This is a genomic window from Flavobacterium sp. GSP6 (genome assembly GCF_003984855.1).
Classification (GTDB): Bacteria; Bacteroidota; Bacteroidia; order Flavobacteriales; family Flavobacteriaceae; genus Flavobacterium.
On record NZ_RYDO01000003.1, the window covers coordinates 210,549 to 227,666 of the forward strand.

18 protein-coding genes are annotated in these 17,118 nt (G+C 36.4%); 7 read left to right on the plus strand and 11 right to left on the minus strand.

The window, feature by feature from the left end:
• Nucleotides 1-11: 11 nt before the first annotated feature.
• Nucleotides 12-1,319: an AarF/ABC1/UbiB kinase family protein gene (locus EKM03_RS04860; protein WP_126576825.1), complete on the minus strand. Its 1,308-nt coding sequence runs from the start codon at nt 1,317-1,319 to the stop codon at nt 12-14.
• Nucleotides 1,319-1,978 carry a TetR family transcriptional regulator C-terminal domain-containing protein gene (locus EKM03_RS04865; RefSeq protein ID WP_126455559.1) on the minus strand — a complete coding sequence of 220 codons (660 nt, stop codon included), beginning with the start codon at nt 1,976-1,978 and terminating at the stop codon, nt 1,319-1,321. The genes EKM03_RS04860 and EKM03_RS04865 overlap by 1 nt, the downstream gene beginning before the upstream one ends.
• Before the next feature lie 118 nt (nt 1,979-2,096).
• On the opposite strand from EKM03_RS04865, the gene EKM03_RS04870 reads away from it, so the two are divergent.
• Nucleotides 2,097-3,011, plus strand: coding sequence for a TIGR01777 family oxidoreductase (locus tag EKM03_RS04870; protein ID WP_126556081.1), 915 nt, complete (start codon nt 2,097-2,099; stop codon nt 3,009-3,011).
• Between the two features lie 2 nt (nt 3,012-3,013).
• Here EKM03_RS04870 and EKM03_RS15195 read toward each other — a convergent pair whose 3' ends face one another.
• The 6 genes from EKM03_RS15195 to EKM03_RS04895 all read right to left on the minus strand — a co-directional run bounded on the left by EKM03_RS15195 (nt 3,014) and on the right by EKM03_RS04895 (nt 9,630).
• Nucleotides 3,014-3,334 carry a YceI family protein gene (locus EKM03_RS15195; protein ID WP_233584060.1) on the minus strand — a complete coding sequence of 107 codons (321 nt, stop codon included), beginning with the start codon at nt 3,332-3,334 and terminating at the stop codon, nt 3,014-3,016.
• A complete protein-coding gene (locus EKM03_RS15200; RefSeq protein ID WP_233584061.1) occupies nt 3,315-3,554 on the minus strand; it encodes a hypothetical protein in 240 nt (79 codons plus the stop codon). The genes EKM03_RS15195 and EKM03_RS15200 overlap by 20 nt, the downstream gene beginning before the upstream one ends.
• 174 nt (nt 3,555-3,728) lie before the next feature.
• Nucleotides 3,729-4,274 carry an acyl-CoA thioesterase gene (locus EKM03_RS04880; protein ID WP_126739956.1) on the minus strand — a complete coding sequence of 182 codons (546 nt, stop codon included), beginning with the start codon at nt 4,272-4,274 and terminating at the stop codon, nt 3,729-3,731.
• Entirely contained in the window at nt 4,275-4,640 is a 366-nt protein-coding gene (locus EKM03_RS04885; protein WP_126460766.1) for a 6-phosphogluconate dehydrogenase, read from the minus strand.
• A 17-nt stretch (nt 4,641-4,657) separates the two neighbouring features.
• On the minus strand, nt 4,658-6,016 hold the full coding sequence (rmuC, locus tag EKM03_RS04890) for a DNA recombination protein RmuC (RefSeq protein WP_126739957.1): 1,359 nt from the start codon (nt 6,014-6,016) through the stop codon (nt 4,658-4,660).
• Between the two features lie 200 nt (nt 6,017-6,216).
• Nucleotides 6,217-9,630: a T9SS-dependent choice-of-anchor J family protein gene (locus EKM03_RS04895; protein ID WP_126739958.1), complete on the minus strand. Its 3,414-nt coding sequence runs from the start codon at nt 9,628-9,630 to the stop codon at nt 6,217-6,219.
• 465 nt (nt 9,631-10,095) lie between these two features.
• Between EKM03_RS04895 and EKM03_RS04900 the strand changes: the two genes are divergently transcribed.
• Nucleotides 10,096-10,680, plus strand: coding sequence for a pseudouridine synthase (locus tag EKM03_RS04900; RefSeq protein ID WP_126455573.1), 585 nt, complete (start codon nt 10,096-10,098; stop codon nt 10,678-10,680).
• 23 nt (nt 10,681-10,703) lie between these two features.
• Nucleotides 10,704-11,159 carry a tRNA (cytidine(34)-2'-O)-methyltransferase gene (locus EKM03_RS04905; protein WP_126455575.1) on the plus strand — a complete coding sequence of 152 codons (456 nt, stop codon included), beginning with the start codon at nt 10,704-10,706 and terminating at the stop codon, nt 11,157-11,159.
• Here EKM03_RS04905 and EKM03_RS04910 read toward each other — a convergent pair.
• The 3 genes from EKM03_RS04910 to EKM03_RS04920 form a co-directional block, all read right to left on the minus strand.
• Complete coding sequence (locus EKM03_RS04910; RefSeq protein WP_126455577.1) at nt 11,156-11,941, minus strand: ABC transporter ATP-binding protein; 786 nt, start codon at nt 11,939-11,941, stop codon at nt 11,156-11,158. The genes EKM03_RS04905 and EKM03_RS04910 overlap by 4 nt on opposite strands.
• Nucleotides 11,942-12,021: 80 nt before the next feature.
• The gene (locus EKM03_RS04915; protein ID WP_126460775.1) at nt 12,022-13,053 is read right to left on the minus strand and encodes an iron ABC transporter permease; all 1,032 of its coding nucleotides are present in this window, start codon (nt 13,051-13,053) and stop codon (nt 12,022-12,024) included.
• Between the two features lies 1 nt (nt 13,054).
• Nucleotides 13,055-14,197 (minus strand): ABC transporter substrate-binding protein, encoded by a 1,143-nt coding sequence (locus EKM03_RS04920; RefSeq protein ID WP_126460778.1) that lies wholly within the window; start codon nt 14,195-14,197, stop codon nt 13,055-13,057.
• Between the two features lie 94 nt (nt 14,198-14,291).
• On the opposite strand from EKM03_RS04920, the gene EKM03_RS04925 reads away from it, so the two are divergent.
• From EKM03_RS04925 to cobT, 4 genes are all read left to right on the plus strand, one after another.
• Nucleotides 14,292-14,669, plus strand: coding sequence for a DUF5522 domain-containing protein (locus EKM03_RS04925; RefSeq protein ID WP_126739959.1), 378 nt, complete (start codon nt 14,292-14,294; stop codon nt 14,667-14,669).
• 1 nt (nt 14,670) lies between these two features.
• Entirely contained in the window at nt 14,671-15,180 is a 510-nt protein-coding gene (locus EKM03_RS04930) for a bifunctional adenosylcobinamide kinase/adenosylcobinamide-phosphate guanylyltransferase (RefSeq protein WP_126455584.1), read from the plus strand.
• A gap of 3 nt (nt 15,181-15,183) precedes the next feature.
• Nucleotides 15,184-15,351 (plus strand): hypothetical protein, encoded by a 168-nt coding sequence (locus EKM03_RS04935; RefSeq protein WP_126460781.1) that lies wholly within the window; start codon nt 15,184-15,186, stop codon nt 15,349-15,351.
• Nucleotides 15,352-15,421: 70 nt separating this feature from the next.
• Nucleotides 15,422-17,098 carry a nicotinate-nucleotide--dimethylbenzimidazole phosphoribosyltransferase gene (cobT, locus tag EKM03_RS04940; RefSeq protein ID WP_126739960.1) on the plus strand — a complete coding sequence of 559 codons (1,677 nt, stop codon included), beginning with the start codon at nt 15,422-15,424 and terminating at the stop codon, nt 17,096-17,098.
• Nucleotides 17,099-17,118: the final 20 nt, after the last annotated feature.

A 17,118-nucleotide genomic window follows, 5' to 3' on the forward strand; every position in this document is an offset into this window, starting at 1 on the left:
TTCTTTTTTCACTACTTGTATTTTTCAAATTCATTGACAACTATTTTCGCTTTCAAATCAAACATCAAATTGTATAAGCCAAAAAAAGTTCTGTTCATGTAAATAAAATGTTTAGAACCTCTATTCCCGTTCATTTTTCGAAGATTAGTGTCTTTTGAAAAGCGTTCCCCCAATTGTGCGATACTTTCAAAAAAACTTTCATCCGAGAAATCGAATATTTTCTCTTGAAAAGGTTTGGTAAACAACGATAATAAATCATGAAACAATTCTGTGAAATAGGCTATTTCTGCATCAGAATCATCAGCACGTAAAATTTCTAATTCAAATAATTTTGAATTGAATATTTTAGTATCGTTAATTACATCTTTACTTACCAGCTCAAAATAGGGGGTGTAAAATTCTGTTGGAATTTGTTTCATACAACCAAAATCTAATGCTACTAATTGGTTTGCATCGTTGACTAAGAAATTTCCAGGATGTGGATCAGCGTGTACTTTTCTTAAAATATGAATTTGGTACATATAAAAGTTCCATAAAGCCTGACCAACTTTGTCTGCTACTTCCTGATTGGTATTTGTTTTTGTAAATTCAGAGAGATGTTTGCCATTCATCCAGTCCATTGTGATGATTTTGTCTGTTGAAAAGTCAGGGTAATATTCCGGAAAAACCAGATTTTCTATTTTTTTGCAGGCGTCAACTACTTCTTGACTTTGTTTTAATTCCAATATATAATTAGTTTCCTCAATCAATTTGTCCTCAACTTCCTTAAAATATTTATCAGAATCTTTTCCTTGAAGGTTAAACATTCTGATGGCAATAGGTTTCACCATCGATAAGTCAGAGGAGATGCTGTTAGCCACTCCGGGATATTGAATTTTTACAGCTAGTTTTTTACCGTCTTTCATGGCAACATGCACTTGCCCAATACTTGCTGCATTTTTAGATGTAGCATTGAATTCATCAAATATTTCATGAGGTGTTTTCCCAAAATTTGTTTTGAAGGTTTTCAGTACTAGCGGAGCTGAAAGTGGTGGAACAGAAAATTGGGATAGTGAAAATTTTTCTACATAAGCCTGAGGCAAAAAACTTTTATCCATACTCAACATTTGTGCTACTTTGAGCGCACTTCCTTTAAGGCTTTTGAGTCCGTCGTAAATATCCTCGGCATTGTCCTCGTTTAATTTTTCACGGGTCAAATCAGAATTGACTATTTTTTCACCGTAATATTTTAGGTAATTTACGCCAACTTTAGCACCGGTTTGTACCAGCTTAGTTGCTCTTTCAATTTTTGATGTTGGAATATAATCTATAGTTTTCATTATTTGTTGTATATTTTTTCTTTGAAAATGAATTTTCCAAAGTCGATTAAGCTGTCTATCGGTGCGATATTCATTAATTCAAAAGTTACTTTAACAGATTTTTCAATGTAAATGTCTGTTTTCTCAAAAGCAGCTGAGGCATCATCCAACCAAAACTTTAGCGTTAACAAAAGTTGAATCCAGGATGCTTCCTGAAAGGATTTCTCTTGAAAGTTTTGCAGTTTTTCCTGTTGTGTTCTAAATTCATCTGAGATTATTTCAGATAAATAATTTCTGAAACTGTTTCTGAGCCCAGAGAGTTGCATTAGTTTTTTCAACTGATTGTTGTGCTCCTTTAATACAAGAACAACGTAACTCCTGTTAGCAGTCAGGATCTCAAAAAATGTAAAGTAAAAACTTAACATTTTACTTTTCATGTCATACATTTCGTATTCCTTATTTTTGTTCAGTAAGTCAGTAGTTTTTTCTACAAACATTTTAAAAATTTCTTTCTCAATACTTTCAATTGTACCGAAAAAAGCATAAAATTCAGTTTCTGTAAAATCATTTATTTTTGTAAAATGATATACTGATTTTGGTTTCTCGCTGTGTTCAAGAACATAATTCATGTAGAACGAAACTATTTTGTCTTTTGTTACGGTTGTTTTTTTAGTAGCCATTTTTACGGTGTTTCAAATTAGAGTATAAAGGTAATAAATGTTTAAACATATATCAATAAAGTTAAACAAAATTTAATATAATTTTAGTATCAATATAAATCAGTAGCTTTACAGTATTATGAAAAAGAATGTTTTAATAAGCGGAGGTTCGGGATTTATCGGAAAAAATTTAACTGCTTTGTTGGTCGCAAAAGGGTATACAGTTTCCATTTTGAGTAGAAGTGAAAAGCGTAATACAGAAGCTGTGTTTTATTATAAGTGGGATGTAGCAAATCACACTATTGATGAAGCGGCAGTTTTGAACGCCGATTATATTGTACATTTAGCTGGCGAGAATATTGGGGAGAGACGCTGGACGGCCAAACAAAAAGCGGCTATTATTGATAGCAGGGAGCAATCTGTTCAGTTGCTTTATACGGTTCTAAAAAAGCATGATAAAAAAGTAGAAGCGTTTATTTCCGCTTCGGCAGTAGGCATTTATGGTGCTGTCAATGGCGAAGAAATTTGTTCAGAAACCATGGCTCCTGCGAATGATTTTCTAGGATATACCTGCCAGAAATGGGAAGATTCCATAGATTTTATAGAAAATTTAAATATACGTACCGTAAAAATTCGCACCGGATTAGTGTTAGGAAAAAATGATGGTTTTTTAATGAAACTCACTCCTTTATTCAAGTATCGGTTAGGTTCTGCATTGGGATCTGGAGAGCAGTACATGCCTTGGATTCATATCGATGATTTGTGTGCGATCTACTTTCAGGCAATTGTCAATCCCAATATGGCTGGGCCGTATAATGCAGCGATTACTGATAATACTACAAACACCGTTTTTTCTAAAACCTTGGCATGTGTTTTTGGATATTCAATATGGTTGCCAAATGTACCTGCTTTTGTATTGAAATTAGCGATGGGGAAAATGGCGGTAATTGTACTAACGGGACGAAGGGTTTCTTCGGATAAAATAACTCAAACTGGGTTTAAATTTAAATTTAAAAATTTAGAAGGAGCTTTGAGAAATTGTTTAACAAAATAGATTTAATATAAGACACAAATGATTTTTGTGTTCACATTTTTGGATATTTTGCTGCGAACAATGAACGGAATTTTAATCTTGAAATCATCCGTATTTAGGGGAAATGTGGCATATAGCTGAATTCCCTGATCTACTTTTTTTAAGGTTCCGTTAAAAAGGAGCCTTTTAGTTCTTCCACGAATTGTTATTTTTCCATTTATTTGATATTCTCCTACAGTAGTATTTATGTTTTTTAAATCGAATTTCGCAATTTTTCCCTTAAAAATGGCTGTTGGAAAACGGTTGCTCTCCATATAATTATTGTTAAAATGTTCTTGCATCATTTTTTTTTTTGAACTTAAAATCTTTGATGCTAATCCAACAAATGATCTGACCTGTCTTAGTGATTAAAATACAGGTTGTTTTCTCGTTGATTGCGTTCACTTCTTCAAATAATGGGATTGAAGCCTCAAAATTAATGATTCCGGAATAGGATACCATTTTTTCTTGAGCAGTGGTTGCTATTACAGTAAAGAGCAGCATTATTTGTATAATTTTTTTCATAATGATTTATGAATTAAATTACTTAAAGTTACAAAATAAGCAGCAAATATAAAATTATTGTTTGCTTGAAATAACAACTGGATAAGTTAATTTATCTGTTCTTTTTTAATAAGAAATTAGAGGTTTATTATCCAAAAGAACAGCTGGTCTTTTTGATAATAAGTGTTTGCAACATTATAATTCTACCCGAACATTATATTTTTTTATATTTTCTAGTGCTTTTTCTGAACGGTAATCAAACGCTTCTTTATGGAGATTTTTTTCTTCTTTTAACGCTATTAGTTTGATGCAATTATAAAAATGGCGTACTTCATTGAGATTCGTGAGGATCAATCTGGGAACAAGGGTACTGTTGCCTTCCTTATCTTTGGCAACCATTGTGAAATAGGAGGAATTACAATGTTTAATTTTTCCGATTTGAATGTTTTCGGCTTCTACCCGAATGCCAATAATCATAGAGCTTTTCCCTACATAATTCACGTTGGCTTTCATGGTTACCAATTCACCCACTTCAATAGGTTTAAGAAAGTTAACCGTATCTACCGATGCCGTTACGCAGTAATTTCCTGAAAATTTTGAAGCACAGGCAAAAGCAATTTGATCCATTAGGGATAAGATATACCCACCATGAATCTTGCCACTGAAATTAGTGTTTGAGGGTAACATCAATTCTGAAATACTAATGTCAGATGATGCTACTGTTTTAAAAATGCTGTTCATTTATTTGATTTTAAAGGGAGAATTAACTTTCTTGACATTAGTAATAAAATAGTGTGAATCGCCCCACCATGGATATGTTCTATAACGTTCCATATAAGTTACTTGGACGTATTGTCCTTCAAATTTCTTTAAATCCGTAATTACTTTTTCCTCACTATCCATTACCGAAAAAGAAAAAATTTGCGCACCAGAAATGCCTTGACTAATTTCGCCCTCCCAAGTTTTGAATACAACTCCCTTGCGACTCACTTTTATTAATTCGCCGGAGCGAACTCCTTCACTGTACGTAGCATAGTATATAAAAGTGAAATAACCCGCAACAGTTACTACAAGCAGTACAGAAAGGATTAGTATGAATTTTTTCATTAGGATTTAGTTTAAAGTTAATTTTCGTTTTTTTCGGCTCGGTTTATAATGCTTTCGGGAAGTGCTTTTTTCGCTTTAGCGCCCATTTTTTTTAATTTTTCGACACTCACAATCAGATTTCCTTTTCCTTCTACAAGTTTATTCATCGCACCGCTGTATTCTATTTTGCTCTCGTCTATTTTTTTTCCAATTTTGATTAGGTCTGCCACAAAACCTTCAAATTTATCATACAATGCACCAGCTTGACGTGCAATTTCGAGTGCGTTTTCCTGTTGTTTTTGATTGGTCCACATGCTGTCAATTGTTCGCAGGGTAGCCAGAAGAGTTGCTGGAGTAACAATGACAATGTTTTTCTCGAACGCTTTGTTGTATAAAGACGTATCCTCATTGAGTGCCATGGCAAAAGCAGGTTCAATAGGAATAAATAACAACACAAAATCAGGACTTTCTATTTGGTACAAATCATGGTAGTTCTTATTGCCAAGTTGCTCTACGTGGCGTTTGATGGAACTGACATGCTCTTTTAGATAGGCAATTTTCAGTAGATCATCTTCTTCATTGATATATTTTTCATACGCCGTCAAAGAAACTTTAGAGTCAACTATCATTTTTTTACCCTCCGGCAGATTGATCACAACATCAGGAAAAACACGATTTCCATCTTCGGTTGTAAAGGCTTGTTGCACCTCATATTCACGGCCTTTCTCCAAACCTGATTTTTCAAGAACGCGTTCTAATACTAATTCGCCCCAATTTCCCTGCATCTTACTGTCTCCTTTCAAAGCCTTAGTTAGATTAATAGTTTCCCTGCTCATCTGGATATTCATTTCGCGTAAGCCCAGAATTTGTTGGCGTAATGCCGCATGATAATCAATACTTTCTTTGTGGGTGTCTTCAACTTTTTTTTCAAACAATTGAATTTTATCCTGTAATGGTGTCAGGATATTTTTCATGTTTTCCTTGTTCTGTTCCGTGAATTTATTGGACTTTTCTTCTAATATTTTATTGGCAAGATTCTCAAATTCCTTGGTGAATTTTTCTTGTAGTTTTTCCACTTCTTCTTTTTGTTCTTTGTTGCGTTCCCAAAGATTCTCAAAATCAACTTCTTTTTTTGAAAGCTGAATGGCTAAACTGTCTTTTTCGTTCCTGATGCTTTCTTTTTGGGAATGGGTGTTTTCCAGTTGCTTTTCAAAAGTTATTTTGTCTACAATTAGTTGTTCTTTCAGTTGATTGAATTGGGTGGAAAATGCAATCAGTTTTTCTTCTAAACTAATTTTTTCCGATTGAAATCGAGCAGAGAAAATGAGCTTGCCAATGAAAACACCAATCGCGAGCGCAACAATAAAAATCAATAAAAACGGAAACATATCTGACATAGAATTTCTTTTTGAAACGTTGTAAAAATAAACAAAAGTTTCCTGATTTTCTTTCGGAAATCAAAATACTAATGCAAGTTTTTTTATAGAAAGTTATTAATTTTGATGACTCAAACAGGCGGAGTTTTAAAAACATATTAGATAAAAAAGCCAGATTTCAAAAATGAAATCTGGCTTTTTTGAATACTGAAATTAGTCGTTTACTTTTTTACTAATTTATCTTTGAAAACTACTTTAGTACCATTGGAAAGGGTATAAATATAAATTCCTACCGGTAAATGAGCCACATCAATTCTTGTTGTGTTATCGCTGTTAAAACCTTTTAATTCAATTGGAACTCCCACCGATCTTCCTTGAATATCATAAATAGTTAGCTTCAGGTCTTTTGTGTTTCCGGAATTAATTACGATAGTAAAGGATTCTGAAGCAGGATTTGGATACGTAACTACTGTTGATTTAGTAGTCGAAATCAAATCATTAGTTGATAAGGTGGTATTCGTTTTAAGTTGGAAACGCGCAATGACCGGCCCATGATCAGAGGTGGTGTTGACATAATTAGCCACATCCAGTCTCGGGTCGTAAACTGTTGTTGAATTTGGCACATACTCTGCCATTAATTCATTTGAAATGATAATATGGTCTAAGAAACCTCCAGAAGACAGGTAGCTGAAAGCTCCCGCTTTGCTGATTTCTAAAGTCAAAGGGTTGTAACGGGCCGTATCCTCAACCATTTTTTGGTACGAGGATGGGTTACCTGCAATTACAGATTCGTCGACATCATCGTTATAATCTCCTAAGAGGATTAAATTGGCCTCTGGATAATTGACATCTAAACTGTCTTTCAACAATTCAGCGTCATATTTCCTCATATTGTATCTTGCGATATCGCTGCCACTATTTGCTCTGGCGTGAATGTTAATGATTTTTATGTCTTTTTTTACACCGCCAATATTAGTTTCAATTTCAACCATTTGCGGTAAGCGACCAGAGGAATAAAAACTAGCACTATTTCCGCCCGGGTAATTGGGTAAAGTTGCATTTCCTGCACGAATATCATCAAAAAGTTTGCTGAACAGTACTCGACTCTTTTTTACTGAGCTTGTTTGAGTATTGTAAAGAACCACTAATTTTTGAGCAGGGAAGTCAGGTGTAGGCGCATTGAAAGAATAGGACCAAGCAGGAGAAATCACTTTGGCAAAAGTTTTTCCGTTGACACTTATTTTTTGGATTAATGTCTCTAAAGCCGCATCATCAGAAATCTCTTGTAGGGCATAAACATCAGCATTCAACGTATTCATGACTTTTGCCACATTTTCAATTTGTAGCGCATCATCAGTTGGACCAAATTCAGTTCCTGTTGCACCGATTACATTGCTTCCAAAAAACTCTACGTTGTACGTTACGATGTCAAATGTTTCTGTTTTAGGTAATGAGGATCCTGATAAAGATCCAATTTCTTGATTTAACCCGGTTCCAACAGCGGTCAAACGACCTGAAATACTCAATGCTTTTGAGGAAGGGAAAAAACGTGCATAAATTATTTTCCCAGCAACTCCGTCAGCAGCTGAAACCGCTACACTGGATTGAAAATTACTGTTGTCAACAGACAACTGGTAATCAGCAGGAGCTGTAACAGTGATATCGCTATAACCACCAGCCATGAAAACAAACGACTGGCTTGTTGATGCGGTATTTGGTGCTACTTCTCCAAAATTAAAATTAGGATTTGAAGCTAAAAATGACGCTTCATTAGATATTTTCACATCATCAACAGTCCATTCGGCGCTATCCGTACCGCCGGAAGTTGCAGCCTCATATACCCAGGCCACATAAGTATGATTGGTTTTATAGGCCTCGAGATTGATATATTGCGATTGTTTGAAAGTTCCTGTAGTACTTGGAAAATCGCCTTCAAGAACCGTCCAAGTGGCTGTTTCCGGGGTGCTTTTGCCATCATAATCTACTGAGACCATTAATTTAAGCGGTGTTCCAGCGAAAAATTTACGCGAATAAAAAGACAATAATGGGAATTTATCAAAAGTGTCCAAACGTAAATTAGGAGAAATTAACCAATCTTTACTGGCCCCTGTTTCTGAATATCCATTCATTTGTACAGCAGCAGGAGAACTGTTGAAACGGGTAGTTGTGCTCACCCATTTACTCTTGCCTCCTGCCACACTATATTCTGTCCAACCACTGTTTGTAAGTACATTTACATCATTAAAATTTTGAAAATAAGGATTTATTCCTGTTCCTGATAAAGACACCGTCTTTGTAGAAGCGCCAGTAGATTCATGAGTGATTTGACCTGAAAAAAGACCAGTTGTAGTAGGTGTAAATCGTACATAAACTGTAGGTGTTGTATTGTTATTGAAATCTTGGGAAGCAAAAACCAATGCCGTTTGAAAACCAGTACTTTGATTTTTAGAAATGGTAAAGTTTCCGGATGTTGTCAGGGTTACTGCTCCAGTAAGATTAAGCGCTTCAATCTGGTAGTTTATTGCCGTTGAACTGAAATTTTGCTCCACAAAATTAAAATCTAATGCAGCTTTAGTAGTCGACAAAGAGGGAACAAGAACGCTGGAAGTTGTTATGTTTAATAGATTGCTTTCAGTTTGAGTATTACCAGTTGCATCTTCAGATATAGAATATAAAACATAATCAGTGCCTAACGATAATCCCGTTATGGTTTTTACAGACTCAATCGCGGCGTCCTTAATTTCCAGGATACCGGATTGTAAAGCGGGTGCATTGGTCGCATTTGTTCCTGCTTTTATTTGTGCACCGCTTGGGGTTGCACTTCCTGAAGGCAATAGCACAAAATAGGTTTTTCCGGGCTCGTCTAGTTTAGTCGAAAAATCAAATCCATCAGAAAGAATGCTGCTTATTTTTGGATATCCCACGGCATTTACAGGAGCTGTAACATCATTTATCACACTAATGTCATCAATGGCAAATGAGGGACGGGAACCACCGCCTGAAACTTGTCTTGAAATCCATCGGATCTGAACTACGTCTTTATTGTCGCATTCTATTGGCAGTACAACTTTTATTTTTTGAATGTTTTGCCCTATTGTTCCTGAAGTTTGTCCTGTTGTACCGCTCGAATACACCGTTGGAGATAAAGTAATAAAAGCATCAGCGGTGCCCACTCTGTATTGCAGGACGAACTCGTTGATCCGCGTATTAGAAGTTCCGTTATAGGGATTACGAATCACCATGGCATCATATTCTACGGTAATTCTAGATTTACCAAGTGTTTTGAAAGCAAATCCTAAAGTTAAATCCAATGAACCGGTATTTAGAAAACCAATTTTTCCATTGTAATTATGGAAATTCCCGCTCGTTGTTGCAGCGGTACTACTGGCCACTAATGGTTTGTCTGCAACAACTGCAGCTGCGGTATTAAATGTACTTCCCGGTGCTGTACTGGCTGTCCAGCCCTTAAATCCGGCGGGATATGTAGCAGAGGCTGCATCTAAAGTTGAAAAATCCTGTAAAAAAAGTAAATCTTGAGGAGCTGGCGCAGTTCCTTGGGCAAAAATAGAGGCCGTAAAGCAATAAAAAAAACTTAAAAAAGCCAGGATATGGCACAAATGGTACTTGTTTTTCATAGGTTTACGATTGAATTAGGAGTCAAAAATAACATTTCTTACGTTAACAGAATATTATAAATTCGTACTTCAGATTGTTTTTAAAGGAATTTATTATAAAAGAAAAGAGCTTCAGTAAAACCCAATTGTTCGCTTTTTTTCAATACGATGAATTCTTATTTTATCCAGTTTTATATTTCCTTCGATTTCTAAAGCTATACTTCAGAATTTATATTTTTGGGTGGATTTTAACTACTACTGCATACTTCATCTGTTAGTCGGCTTTTTCAAACCTAAAGCAGTTGTTTTTCTGCAATCTGTATTTTTAAAGTTAAGATAGCAACTTGCTGTAACAGTTCATCATTTATCCAAAGTAATTCTATTCGTTAATAAAATATTTAGTTTACACCAATAAATGTTTTCGGTTTTACTTTTTTAAACCCATTAAAAACTAAGCTATCTTTGTGCCAAAACAGAAAGTATAACATGTCTCATTCGCACTTTATCATACACAAACCATACGGCTATCTGAGCCAGTTTATTTATGAGCTCAAAAGAAAAAAGAAACTGCTGGGTGAATTGTACGATTTTCCCAAAGGAACGATGGCAATAGGACGTCTTGACGAAGATTCAGAAGGGTTATTGTTGCTGACCACGGACGGAATGATGAGCGAAATCATTAGAAGCAAAAAAGTCGACAAGGAATATTATGTACAAGTTGATGGTATTATTAATCAGGATGCCATTCAGCAATTGCAAAAAGGAGTCGAAATTGGTTTTAATGGCACTAAATACATCACTAAACCGTGTACTGCTTTTTTGATAAATGAAGTTCCCGCTTTTGGTGCCAGAGGGAAAAAAATACGGGACGAACGCCATGGTCCAACTTCTTGGGCTTCAATTACTGTCAATGAAGGAAAGTTTCGCCAAGTACGAAAAATGACCGCAGCGGTTGGGTTTCCTACCTTGCGATTGGTTCGAGTGCGGATAGGAAATGTTTTTTTACATGATTTACAGGCGGGAGAAGTTGTGGAAGTGTCTGATTTTGCAGTCCATTCAAATGAAAAATAACAATAAAAAATACAATAGTTACAATGTTAAATATCGTTTTAGTAGAACCCGAAATACCAAATAATACCGGAAATATTGGCCGATTGTGCGTAGGAACCGAAAGCCGGTTGCATCTAATTCATCCTTTTGGTTTTGTGATCAATGATAAAAATCTAAAGCGTTCTGGACTCGATTATTGGGTGCATCTTGACGTTACCGAATATCAAAATATAGCCGAATGGAAAGTGCAGATTCCGGATTTGTCCCGCGTTTTTCTGATGAGTTCCCATTCTAAAAAATCGTATTTAGAAAATGATTTTCAAGAGGGTGACTGGTTGGTTTTTGGCAAAGAAAGCAAAGGGTTGAGTGAAGCTGTTTTAAACGAATTCCCCAATCATCTGACAATTCCTATGGCACCGCTGATCCGGAGTTTCAATATTGCTAATTCCGTGGCTTTTGTCATTGGCGAAGCAAAAAGACAAATAGGATTGCAGATTTAAGAAATAATAAACTTTCCTTTTTCAGCATCAAAAACAATATGCTCATCTTTGAACAGCGTATTGAAAGTTCCTTTCATAATCAAATTACAAGGTTGGTCCTGAACGACGGTTTCCGGAGTCATAATGATCATTTCATCACTTAATTGTATGGCCATATCAATATCATGTGTAGAAAAAAGAATGCATTTTTGAGTTTCCGCTGTAAGTTTTTTTAGGAGTTTAAACAACACCACTTTGTGTAATAAATCTAAATGAGTTGTGGGTTCATCCAGAATGATTAACGGTGTGTCTTGTGCTAAAGCCCTTGCGATCAGAACGATTTGTAACTGTCCGTCACTGATTTCGTAATGTTTTTTTGAGACCAAATGACCAATTTGTGTGAGTGCAATTGCTTGGTTAATTTTAGCAATATCAGTGTCGGTTAATTTTCCAATCCAATTGGTGTACGGTTGCCTTCCTAAAGCGATGAGTTCCCAAACGGTCAAATTACTGGGCGGTAATTTTTCAGTTAAAACGATGCTTAAATTTTGTGCCAAGGTTAACGTATCCAGCTCTTGAATATTTTTGTTATTCAGCAAAGCAGTTCCTGAAAGGGGTTTCTGAATTCCGGTTATGGTTCGTAAAAGTGTAGATTTTCCAATTCCGTTAGCGCCTATTAAGGTAATGAGTTTTCCTTTATCTAAGTTTAAGTTGAGGTTTTCGGCAATACAAATAGCCGCACTTTTAGTTTTGTAACCAATGCTCAAATTGTTTGTTGAAAGGATGTTCTTAGTGGTACTCATTTTTCTTTTTTTGGAAAATTTAAACGTCGATCATATCGATTTTAAAAACAAATATAAATATAGGCACGCAATTTTTAATATTATCCCATCATTTTTCGTTTTCGGACAATCAGCCAGATAACTATAGGCGCTCCTAGTAAGGAAGTGATGGCATTTATTGGCAATGTGATATTCGTACCTGGCATTTGGGAAATTGCATCGCAAATGAGCATTATTGCTGCTCCTAAAAGGAGGGTGCTCCAGTACAATATAGAATGGTTGCTGGTTTGAAACAGTAATTTTGCTATATGTGGTACGGCTAAACCAATGAAAGCAATAGGTCCAGCATACGCAGTAATGCTTCCCGCCAAAATACTCGTTGCAATAATGATAATCAATCGTGTTCTTTTGAAATTCAGTCCCATACTTTGGGCATAATTCTCTCCTAAAAGCAAGGCATTAAGTGGTTTTACGCTGAATAGGCTTAATAATAATCCTATAACTACGCACACTGTCAAAATCAAAATCGAGGACCAAGAAAGGTTCCCTAAAGATCCCATAGACCAGAAAGTGAATTTTTGCAATTGTTCTGCCGAGCTAAAATAGGTCAGTACGCCCACCACAGCACTTGTAAAACTACCAAACATCAAGCCTACAATCAGTATGGTCATCGTGTCCCGCAAGCGTCTGGAAATTACTAAAATGGCAAGTAGAACGATAGAACTTCCAAGGGTTGAGGCAAGGACTACTCCGTAAGACGACAGTAAAATACCACTTAGAAATGGAGGTAATAATCCCGCACCCAAAATTACAAAGGCAACTCCCAGACTCGCTCCTGAACTCAACCCTAAAACATAGGGACCAGCCAGCGGGTTTCTAAAAAGGGTTTGCATTAATAATCCGCTGATCGAAAGTCCCATTCCCACTAAAACTGCAGTGATAGCCTTAGGTAAGCGGTAGTTGATGATAATGTATTCCCAAGTTGATCTGCTGGACTGACCACCGGTTAAACTCGTGTACACCTCCCGAAAAGGAATTCGTATCGAACCCAAACTGATGTTCAGAAAAAACAAGAAAAGAAGCCCTAAAGCAAGAGCGGAAAATAAAAGGATATTTCGGTTTTTATTGGCCAACTTAGTTCAGTTTTTGTGCAAAAGTAAAAGTGTAATTTGGAAGCAATTCAGGGTGGAACATTTTGATGTAGTCTTTTAAAATCAAATCCGGTCTGCTCGGTCCTGTTTCATAATAAATGGTTCCTCCTGTTGCTCCTAATTTGCTTTCGAAAGTATAAATATTTTTGGTAGAAAAAGCGTTAAACTGACTGTAATGGGGATTGCTTTTTTCTAATTCTGACAGGTTTTTAAATGACCCGGAAGCAATCCAGTGAGTCGCATTTTTTGCTTTATACAATACCTGTTCAAAAGAAAGTGCCTGGCTTCCTGTTCCTTCCAGATTTGCCCAGAGATACGTTGCTTTTGCATCTTTCATGAATTGTGCCACCCAGCTGTTTCCCTTGGCAACAAACCATTGATCTTGATACATTGAGCCATACAATACAGTAGATTCAGGCTGTTTGTCTGCAACTAATTGTACCGCTTCCTTGTAGTCTTTTGTAATCTGGTCAAAAAGTATTTTAGCTTCTTTTTCTTTGCCAAAAAGAGCGCCATAAAGTTTGAGCCATTCTGCTTTTCCAAGAGGAGATTGTTCCATCCAGTCGCCTTGAATCATGATTTTCAATCCGCTTTTTTGTAAGTTTTCAATCATCGGGTTGTTATTGTCGATGCCAAAAGTGACAATCAGGTCAGGAGCGATATCGATGAGTTGTTCCATGTTTAGCTTTTCATTTTGCCCCACATTTTTGACGGAACCCTTGTCAATTAAACGACGGGTTTTTTCAGAAGATACGTAATCAGTATGCGGAAAACCAACTAATTTGTTTTCGGCACCAATCATTTCCAGGAAAGGAATATTGGTTGTTGAGGTAACCACAATCGTTTCTAACGGCACTTGAATTATGAGGTTTTTTTGTAAAGTATCGGGAATAACAGCTCCTTTTTCTTTTAAGATGTAAGTGAAGTCTGTAGCAGCATTTGGCCATGGGTTACTCACTTTTACCAGCGAGTACCCTTGATATTTGTAAATAGCCAGACCACTTGCATATTCAATTTCGTTGTTAGCGTTACTTATTTTTAGTGTTGCAGGGTTTTCGTTTTTTTTGCAACTGACGAATGATAAAAGTGCCACCGCAAAAAGGATTTTATAAAGATAAATTTTCATGATTCCATTTTCAATACTGGCAAAGGTAGGCCATTTATAAAATTTATTGTTTAATTTTTATAGTAAAAATTTCAACAAATACTATCTTTGACAAATGGATAGCCTAAAGATTAAAAACTGCTCCAGTTGTACAAAACCTTTTAACTGCGGGGGCGATTTTCAAGGTAATAGCTGTTGGTGTGCTGATTTTCCTCCTGTTTTTTCTCCTTTAGATGGTGTGGATTGCCTTTGTCCCAGCTGTTTTGCTACGGCTTGTTCGATTAAAATTGAGGAGTATGTGGGCACAATAACCCCGGAAACGGCTAAAGGAAATAAAGCAGCAACTTTGCCTAAAACGGATCAGCTAATCGAAGGAATCGATTATTATATTGCACAAGGCAATTACGTTTTTAAGGCTTGGTTTCATTTAAAAAGAGGACATTGTTGTACTAATGGTTGCCGCCATTGTCCCTATGGATTTAAAAAAAAGTAGCATGATATATTTGATAACAGGTGGAGAACGCTCGGGAAAAAGCAGGTATGCACAGGATCTGGCAATGGAACTTTCGGCCAGACCCATGTATGTGGCAACCGCCAGAAAATGGGATGGTGATTTTCAAAAGCGAATTGATCGTCACCAACAAGAACGTGACGAGCGCTGGATAAATATCGAAAAAGAAAAACAGTGGAGCGAGATCGATTTTTCCGGTAAAGTAGCCGTGATTGATTGTGTGACCCTTTGGTTGACTAATTTTTTTGTAGACACTAAAAATGATGTCGCTTTATGTTTGGAACAAGCCAAAGCCGAATTTGAACAAGTGGCCAATCAGGAAAATACAACCGTTATTATTATCACTAATGAGATAGGCATGGGCGTACATGCTGAAACTCAAATTGGCAGAAAATTTACCGAATTACAAGGTTGGATGAATCAATATTTAGCTAAAAATGCGGATAAGGTGATTTTGATGATTTCTGGAATTCCGGTTACCATAAAACAATAAAAGATGAATTTTGTAAGTTCTTGGAGCGGAGGAAAAGACAGCTGTTATGCTGTGATGAAAGCTAGTCAAAACGGTTTTATTCCAAAGGGATTACTCAATATGATGAATGAAAACGGGAAAGTTTCCCGCTCACACGGATTGCCGTTGTCTGTTTTGAAGCAGCAAGCCTAAAAAATGCAGGTGGCTATTGAATCACTGTTTGTCCAAACTTTAAAAGTACTCAAAAACATCGTATTTCAAGATGAAAAACTTAGATGAAATTATAAAATCGCGCCGAGATACCCGTCATTTTACCTCGGAACCAGTCCCTGAATCTGTTATTGAAAAAGCATTGCAGGCCGGTCATTATGCTCCTTCTGTTGGATTGACGGATGCTACAAAATATTACCTCATTAAATCAGATGTCATAAAAAAAGCCATAAAAAATTTATTTTTGGATTTTGATAAAAAAGCAGCGAATCAAACTGACACGGCAGCACAAAAAACGCAGTATCAAGCTTTAAAATTAGAGGCAATAGAGGAAGCACCGCTTGGATTGGTGATTTGTTATGATTGTTCGGTTTTGAATAATTTTACCATCGGCACCGTGGGAAGTAATGAAGCCATCAAATTTAGTGCGGTTTGTGCTGCGCAAAATATTTGGCTTTCCCTAACCGAACAAGGGTATTCCATGGGCTGGGTTTCTATTTTGAATTATAGTCAGTTCAAGGAATTATTGGGTTTGGGGGAAAACATGGAGCCTTTAGGGTATTTCTGTGTGGGAAAACCAGCTACTGATTACGACAACCAACCCATGTTACAGCAATTGAATTGGAAACAAAAATCAGAAAGTCCATCTGTCGAAGAAATTACGAAAGTGCATCAAAAAGATAAAATTTCGGTGCCGGAATTTAAGACTGCCATTCTAGATACAATCCATTTATCTGAAGCACTGCAGTATAAAATCGATCAGAAGACCAAGCCAACAGGTTCATTGGGTGTTTTGGAAGTTTTAGCCAAACAAATTGGCGAAGTTTTTCAAACATTGGAACCAAAAATTTTAGAACCTACACTTGTTGTTTTTGCTGCAGATCACGGAATTGCTGCCCACGGTGTTAGCGCTTATCCACAAGATGTTACCAGACAGATGGTGGCTAATTTTCTGGACGGTGGAGCTGCAATAAATGTGTTTTGTAAACAAAATTCCATCAAATTAGCCATAGTTGATGCAGGAGTAAATTATGATTTTTCGATGACGAGTACTTTGATTTCGGCCAAAATTGCCAAAGGAACCCAGTCGTTTCTGCAGGGTCCTGCAATGAGTCTTACCGAATTGCAGCACTGTTATACCAAGGGGAATGAAATTGTTACTGCTATTGCCAAAACGGGAAGTAATTGTATTGGTTTTGGAGAAATGGGTATTGGGAATACATCAACTGCTTCAGTTTTGATGAGTGTAATTACTGGAATTGCAATTGAAGACTGTATCGGAAAAGGAACGGGAGTTAGCGATGAAAGACTACTTCAAAAACACCGCTTACTCAAAAAAGCTATAGATGATTATCAAGGCTCCTCAGCATTAGAGGCTCAGTTAGCTCATTTTGGTGGCTTTGAAATTATGCAAATGGCTTCTGGAATGCTCACAGCGTATCAAAATAAAATGCTGCTTCTCGTAGATGGATTTATTTGCAGTGTGGCTTTTTTGATTGCCTATAAAAAAAATCCACTGATTCTAAAAAATGCTGTTTTCTGTCATTGTTCTGCAGAACAGGCGCATGCTAAATTATTGGATTATTTAGGTGTAAAAGCCCTGCTCCAACTTGACTTGCGCTTGGGCGAAGGAACGGGTTGTGCGGTGGCTTTTCCAATTATTCAATCGGCAGTTGCTTTTTTGAATGAAATGGCCAGTTTTGACAGTGCCGGTGTGAGTACAAAATAATAATTTTTTCAGTCCAAATT

Coding starts and splice junctions, on each gene's coding strand:
- EKM03_RS04865 (WP_126455559.1), bottom strand. CDS start 1,978: ATGGCTACTAAAAAAACAACCGTAACAAAAGACAAAATAGTTTCGTTC.
- cobT (WP_126739960.1), top strand. CDS start 15,422: ATGAAAAACTTAGATGAAATTATAAAATCGCGCCGAGATACCCGTCAT.
- EKM03_RS04860 (WP_126576825.1), bottom strand. CDS start 1,319: ATGAAAACTATAGATTATATTCCAACATCAAAAATTGAAAGAGCAACT.
- EKM03_RS04935 (WP_126460781.1), top strand. CDS start 15,184: ATGAATTTTGTAAGTTCTTGGAGCGGAGGAAAAGACAGCTGTTATGCT.
- EKM03_RS04895 (WP_126739958.1), bottom strand. CDS start 9,630: ATGAAAAACAAGTACCATTTGTGCCATATCCTGGCTTTTTTAAGTTTT.
- rmuC (WP_126739957.1), bottom strand. CDS start 6,016: ATGTCAGATATGTTTCCGTTTTTATTGATTTTTATTGTTGCGCTCGCG.
- EKM03_RS04920 (WP_126460778.1), bottom strand. CDS start 14,197: ATGAAAATTTATCTTTATAAAATCCTTTTTGCGGTGGCACTTTTATCA.
- EKM03_RS04910 (WP_126455577.1), bottom strand. CDS start 11,941: ATGAGTACCACTAAGAACATCCTTTCAACAAACAATTTGAGCATTGGT.
- EKM03_RS04885 (WP_126460766.1), bottom strand. CDS start 4,640: ATGAAAAAATTCATACTAATCCTTTCTGTACTGCTTGTAGTAACTGTT.
- EKM03_RS04900 (WP_126455573.1), top strand. CDS start 10,096: ATGTCTCATTCGCACTTTATCATACACAAACCATACGGCTATCTGAGC.
- EKM03_RS04880 (WP_126739956.1), bottom strand. CDS start 4,274: ATGAACAGCATTTTTAAAACAGTAGCATCATCTGACATTAGTATTTCA.
- EKM03_RS04870 (WP_126556081.1), top strand. CDS start 2,097: ATGAAAAAGAATGTTTTAATAAGCGGAGGTTCGGGATTTATCGGAAAA.
- EKM03_RS15200 (WP_233584061.1), bottom strand. CDS start 3,554: ATGAAAAAAATTATACAAATAATGCTGCTCTTTACTGTAATAGCAACC.
- EKM03_RS15195 (WP_233584060.1), bottom strand. CDS start 3,334: ATGATGCAAGAACATTTTAACAATAATTATATGGAGAGCAACCGTTTT.
- EKM03_RS04930 (WP_126455584.1), top strand. CDS start 14,671: ATGATATATTTGATAACAGGTGGAGAACGCTCGGGAAAAAGCAGGTAT.
- EKM03_RS04925 (WP_126739959.1), top strand. CDS start 14,292: ATGGATAGCCTAAAGATTAAAAACTGCTCCAGTTGTACAAAACCTTTT.
- EKM03_RS04905 (WP_126455575.1), top strand. CDS start 10,704: ATGTTAAATATCGTTTTAGTAGAACCCGAAATACCAAATAATACCGGA.